At 42.1% G+C, this 5896-nt stretch carries 8 protein-coding genes and 2 pseudogenes; all 10 read right to left on the reverse strand.

The genetic code is table 11. From position 1 onward, the window contains the following. Window positions 1-414, reverse strand: a pseudogene (locus RMO79_RS22055) (AAA family ATPase); the annotation flags it as partial. Window positions 415-515: 101 nt separating this feature from the next. Next, complete coding sequence (locus RMO79_RS22060) at window positions 516-1469, reverse strand: formylglycine-generating enzyme family protein (protein WP_310485418.1); 954 nt, start codon at window positions 1467-1469, stop codon at window positions 516-518. A gap of 161 nt (window positions 1470-1630) precedes the next feature. Continuing rightward, a complete protein-coding gene (locus RMO79_RS22065) occupies window positions 1631-2200 on the reverse strand; it encodes a GUN4 domain-containing protein (protein ID WP_310485419.1) in 570 nt (189 codons plus the stop codon). Window positions 2201-2283: 83 nt separating this feature from the next. Further along, entirely contained in the window at window positions 2284-2868 is a 585-nt protein-coding gene (locus tag RMO79_RS22070; RefSeq protein WP_310485420.1) for a Uma2 family endonuclease, read from the reverse strand. A gap of 67 nt (window positions 2869-2935) precedes the next feature. Beyond that, on the reverse strand, window positions 2936-3373 hold the full coding sequence (locus RMO79_RS22075) for a hypothetical protein (RefSeq protein ID WP_310485421.1): 438 nt from the start codon (window positions 3371-3373) through the stop codon (window positions 2936-2938). After that, window positions 3370-4074, reverse strand: coding sequence for a DUF433 domain-containing protein (locus RMO79_RS22080; protein ID WP_310485422.1), 705 nt, complete (start codon window positions 4072-4074; stop codon window positions 3370-3372). Before RMO79_RS22080 ends, RMO79_RS22075 begins: the two co-directional genes overlap by 4 nt. A 153-nt stretch (window positions 4075-4227) precedes the next feature. Then, window positions 4228-4509 carry a hypothetical protein gene (locus RMO79_RS22085; RefSeq protein WP_310485423.1) on the reverse strand — a complete coding sequence of 94 codons (282 nt, stop codon included), beginning with the start codon at window positions 4507-4509 and terminating at the stop codon, window positions 4228-4230. Window positions 4510-4524: 15 nt separating this feature from the next. Next, on the reverse strand, window positions 4525-4743 hold the full coding sequence (locus RMO79_RS22090; RefSeq protein WP_310485424.1) for a hypothetical protein: 219 nt from the start codon (window positions 4741-4743) through the stop codon (window positions 4525-4527). Continuing rightward, on the reverse strand, window positions 4724-5005 hold the full coding sequence (locus tag RMO79_RS22095) for a BrnT family toxin (RefSeq protein WP_310485425.1): 282 nt from the start codon (window positions 5003-5005) through the stop codon (window positions 4724-4726). The genes RMO79_RS22090 and RMO79_RS22095 overlap by 20 nt, the downstream gene beginning before the upstream one ends. Window positions 5006-5092: 87 nt before the next feature. After that, window positions 5093-5896: pseudogene (gene psaB, locus RMO79_RS22100) on the reverse strand (photosystem I chlorophyll a apoprotein A2); the annotation flags it as partial.

The following is a 5896-nucleotide window of genomic DNA, read 5'->3' on the forward strand; positions in this document are numbered from 1 at the left end:
TGGCGGTACGTCGAGGGAATAGCTAGTGAGAATTAGGGTTTTGCGGCTGCGTTTGAGTTCGCGGGTGAGATTTTTGATCTCGCGGATAATTGGTATATTTGGGGGTTGGAGCGGCGATTTTAAGATCGGGTGGATGTCTTGTAAGACAAAGATCGCGGGTTTATCTGCTGATGCTTTGGCGATTCTCCCTAATGCAGCGATGGGCGAACCTTTGTCGGCTCCATTATCATTCCAACCCCTGACGATATCCCAAAATCGGAGTTCTCTGGCTGGTTGGGATTTATCTGCTACTTGGAGTAGTACAGTTTCGATCGGTTCTTCTTCGGCACCGACAATATAAATCAGCGGATACCGCGCTCGCAGCATGAGGTCTAGTTGTTCGACGATTTCTTGATGGCTGCGGGGTAAGGACATTTTGGATTTTGGATTGTTTTAATTAATATATTTATCAACTTGATAATGCCTGAAACCTAGCTGGTGGGCACTGCCCACTACATCTATAAATATAGTTTTTTTCAGATGCAAATCACCCGAAACCCAACACAATTACACAAACCATGCGTTTGTTTTTCAACAATTGTTGCAGCAGCACGAAAAGCAGCGGAGCACTCAGGAGTAGCGATGTTCCAAGCTCCACCTTTAATTAGATTATTTTTTCGCTCCAGATCCCAAACAACACCACGTGGATTTCCAAAGTCAGACTTAGGTTTTTCTGGTTGTCTATCTTCACACCATTCCCACACATTCCCATGCAGATCGTATAGACCAAAGTTGTTGGGTGGAAATAGCCCTACGGTTGTGGTTCGTTTCCAATCTCTAGCACTAGTAAATTGGTAAGTCATACAATTTACTAAATATTCATTGATTACATCTCCAAAATAGAATGTGGTTTTAGTACCTGCACGACAGGCATATTCCCATTGAAACTCATCAGGAAGTTTATATTTCCTCCCAGTTTTGGTGTTTAGTAACGAGCAAAATTCTTGAGTGTCTTGCCAAAATATCTGCTCGACAGGCATTCTATTACTGTAGGGATATCCTTTGGAAACCTTAAAATATGCAGGATTCTTTCCTACGATGGCTTGATATTGCGCTTGGGTAATTGGATATTTACCGATATGAAAAGATGGGATATCGATTGTAGCTTCTGCACCATACCCATAGCTCAATCTACCAGCAGGAATATACACCATCTCAAGCTCGATCCCATCTCCTAGATTTTCAGTATAGTAAAATGCTTGCTTTCTTTGACGATCGATGATGTCACCTCGATCGTTTACAGTCACAGTTTCAAAACTGAAGATATCATGAGTCCGACTTAACTCAGCAGTTAATTCATCGCTCAATCCCAACTCATGCGCCAATTTTCGCTTTGCACCAAGCGCACCACCCAAGACAGCAGCATTAACAGATAGTAGAGCTTGTCCGCCTAGAATGGCATCGGTGTTGGATGGTTGATTTTCTGTCATGCTGATAGAGATCGATCGAGTTACCAATATTATGCCCAATCCACTGCAAAACCTGACACGGTTGCTGCAAAGGCAACATAAACGACGGGATCTGGGGGGTTGGGTTTTGGTTGAGATGGCTGGGATCGATCGATCGAAATAATCCAAAATCCAACATAGAATTAGATAATCTGACAACCTTCTAACTTTTGCACCACCACCGTCAACATTTTACAACCTACCCAAAAATCTCCCAAACCCCAACCCATCCAAGCACCATTACGCGGTAAATGTCCCCTCGGTGCATTAAGATTGAATCGGACATCGTTCCAGTGCAACCAATTATCCTCAACACACCACCCCGTCATCTTACCAAACCGACACCAGGTATCCCAATCGGGTTCGGATGTACCGCCGACACTGCGCCAAATTTCAGCTTGAATGCTCGTTCCAAACCGATGATTGCTATACTTACGCCATAACCGATCGATCGTTTGCCAGTAAGCACAATCGATCTTTTCTAAATCTTCTATTCTCAAAAAACCTTGTTGTTTTCGCTGACAGATCTCCAGCATGATGTTCTTAGTTTCTAAGTCGGCTGCTTGCCATCGCTGCTGCTGGAGTAATGTTTGTAAATTAAAGGAGTTTCTACTAAAGTCTCCTAAAACTGCACCATCAACTGGTGTTTGTAATGGAGGATTTCCCCCGCCAAGTACCGCATCATATTGTCCTGGTCGATCTTGTTCTGACATGAGTGGTGCTAATTCTGGATGAGGATTGTACTTTTCCCGATCGAGAATAGTATATTTTTATGCTTGTCTTGCCAACGAATGAGTTAGCCATCTTCAAAATCGATGTTTTCGTACAAATCGGCGATCGCCAGTTGCAGATCGAAACTATTTAATGTCAAAATAGTACTCGGATCGGTGTATTCAGATAGCAACCAGCGATCGGGTGCTGTTTTCACATAATGCTCGACTCGAACGCTGTACTGACTGACGAGTAAATATTCCCCAAAGCTGGGAATAGTCCGGTAAGCAACAAATTTCTCGCTCCTGTCATAATTCTGAGTAGATTTTGATAAAACTTCAGCGATAAAACAAGGATTAGTCACTGTGTCTTTTCGTCCAGTTTGGAGTTCGATCGGTTTGGGGACTACCATGATATCGGGGTAGGTATAGAGATTAGCCTCTGGAATCCATAATCTTTGATCGCTACTAAAAATACTGTAGGGCTTTCCTTTGAGCTTTAATCTCAAGATCGCATTGAAAATACTAGTAATCTCATTATGGTTGGGCATTCCACCTGTCATTGGGATGATTTCTCCGTTGCGATATTCGTTGCGGGTATCTGAAGCAATTTCTAGTTCTAGGTACTCTTCGGGAGTGTAAATTCGTTCTTTGGTTTGGGCGATCGTCATAATAATACTCCCAGATCTGCAAGTTATTGGTTTATCTGAACGTTAAAATTGCTCTAAACTAAATACTTTATTTGAGAAAATAATCGAGTTCTGCCATCAGTTCTAGATTGCTTTTCCATGCTTTAGCCTTACCATTTCGATCGACTTTAGCAATAAATGGTGCAGGATTTTCAGTGACGAATCTTTCCATTATAGGGATAGCTTTGACAAAAATATCTGCCATGTCTGTTCCTGAGAGGTTTTGAGAAACTAGAACGAAAATTCTAACCCTCGCATCTGCTACGGCAAGACGTTCCATTTGATTTTTACCGATTCTGGCATCTTTAGTTAAAATAATCCATTCTCTTCTACCGATTTCGGGAATCCAATCGACATCTTGAGTGTTTTTACCAAAATGGTCATCATGGATTTCAACGCTGACACCTGCTGCTCGTAAAGTTTCCACAATCAGCTTATTACCGAGAAAACGATCTATAAAAAATGTTGTGGATTCAACTTCAATCATGCCGCGATCGTTGACAATTCACATCGAATTGCCTCTTCGATCGAAAGCCTGTTGCAGTCATAGTCTATTGCGAGTTCTTCAATTGAATCTCCCGACAAATATCTCTCTTTTAAGATACTTGTCACTATTCCCGTCCCATCGATCGTTAACCGCCCAAAAGCAATTCTCGGATCGATGACTACGATGCGCGGATTATTTTCTTCATGAGAACGAGTAAATGGATATAATTTAATGGCAAGTCCACCATCATCTGGTTCGATTCGTTTAAGGTGAGTATTAATAGCTAGCTTTAATTGGTTACGTTCTAACTGACTAGCTTGAATCAATTCTCCATAACGATCGATAAATAAATCAACACCATCAGTACTAAATGCTTGAGTTGCGAGTGGATGCGCTACCTTAAATCTTTCATCGATAAAATCGAGAGCCTTTCTAACTCGGTTTAGTTGAATTTTGTGATGGTGTCGAATAGCTCGCAAGACATGAATTTTGACAAGGTTGGTAAAAGAGAGTAAATAGGGTTTGGATTGAGAGATTTCAATAATAGGCGCGAAAAAGTTAGAGCCACTTTTCACTGGATATTTATGTCCGATCGTCCACGATCGAATTGTACTCACAGGAATCCGTAAATAACTTGCAGCATCTTGGATTGAGTAGATGGGAATACGTCGGGAATCGATTTTACTGTAGAGGGTGTTCATATTGCTTGAATATTTCACTAAATTATTTAAATCTTGACTCTATTTTAGCCGTCTAGCCGATTGTTTATCTGCTCATTTTTCTAATTATCAGAGGTCGATCGATGTTATTCTTATATCAATTGTATAAAAGTTAGGTGGTGGGCACCATCCACTCTACCTAACAAACAGCATCAATCCTGCAAAACCGTTAATAGGAATGTATCCTTGTGACTGCTGGGTTTCAAACCACTCTTCAAAAGATTCACCGGACTTTTCTTCGTAGCACCATTGCCAGACATCTTCTTCAATCCCTAATAAATTTCTCCTTTCAGCATCCAAGCGGAGTTGAATATTTTTAAGAAGAGGTGCAAAATATCGATCTAGCAAAGTTAGTAAATTGGCAATCCGATCGATATCTAAGTTATGTCCGAATATGATTTCCAGATCTATACTCATAGTCGATAGTTTAAATTAAGGGATTGCTTGAATTAAGTGTCTAAGAGCTTGATTAACTGCTTCTGAAGTAGGAAAAACTTGTGCGATATCTTCGTCTAAAACTATAACAGTCATTTTCGCTCGAGAATCTTGTAGCGCAAATCGATTGGGTTTTGCCTTAGTATAATCAAAAGCATATTCGCCTGCTAAATCATCTTCATCATCTGGAGCTGGATTAGAATGAGGTGTTTTCATAATCTTCACGTTCTCTTTGAGTCGTTAGACGGACACTAATAATGCGAATGGCTTGGGGACGTTCGGTAAAGCTAACGAGCAGTAACCGATTTTGTTGAGAATGACCGATAATAATCTCTCGATATTCTGCTAACGATGAGTGCAGTTCATCATCAAAAATGATTGCTAGGGGATTATTAAACACTGTTTTAGCTTCTTCAAAGCTTACCCCATGTTTTTTGAAGTTGGTATCTGCTTTGGTCGCGTCCCATTCATAATCCATAAATCGATTATAGCTGACTGAATCTAAAAATCCCCCGCCACTAGGTGACGAGGGATTCTATTTAACTAATGATAACTTCAGGACTAACTATCCGAACTTACCAGCAGTAGAGGCAATTAAGAAGGCGGCGTAGGTGAGGATATAGCCGACTGTGAAGTGAGCTAGACCGACAACCCGACCTTGAACGATCGACATCGCAACGGGCTTGTCTTTCCAACGAACCAGGTTCGCAAGTGGAGTCCGCTCGTGTGCCCAGACAACAGTTTCGATCAACTCTTGCCAGTAACCACGCCAGCTAATTAAGAACATAAAGCCAGTCGCCCAGACGAGGTGTCCGAAGAGGAACATCCATGCCCATACAGACAAGTTGTTCATCCCGTAAGGGTTGTAACCGTTAATTAACTGAGAGGAGTTCTGCCAGAGGTAATCGCGTAACCAACCCATCAGATAAGTCGATGACTCATTGAATTGGGCTACGTTACCTTGCCAAATTCCTAAGTGTTTCCAGTGCCAGTAGAATGTCACCCAACCTAAGGTGTTTAACATCCAGAACATCGCTAGGTAGAAGGAATCCCAACCAGAGATGTCACAAGTACCACCACGACCGGGGCCATCGCAAGGGAAGGCATAGCCGAAGTCTTTCTTGTCGGGCATTAATTTGGAACCACGGGCATCTAACGCACCTTTGACAAGAATCAAGGTGGTGGTGTGGAGTCCGAGTGCGATCGCATGGTGGACTAAGAAATCGCCAGGTCCAATGGTGAGGAACAGGGAGTTCTTACCGGAGTTGATTGCTTCTAACCAACCTGGCAGGTAAACTGCGCTGGTGGTGGAAGCCAAGCTACTACCGCTAGAGAGTAGCGTATCAAAACCGTAGAGTAATTTACCGTG

The sequence above is a fragment of the Chamaesiphon sp. VAR_48_metabat_403 genome, assembly GCF_031422475.1.
Classification (GTDB): Bacteria; Cyanobacteriota; Cyanobacteriia; order Cyanobacteriales; family Chamaesiphonaceae; genus Chamaesiphon.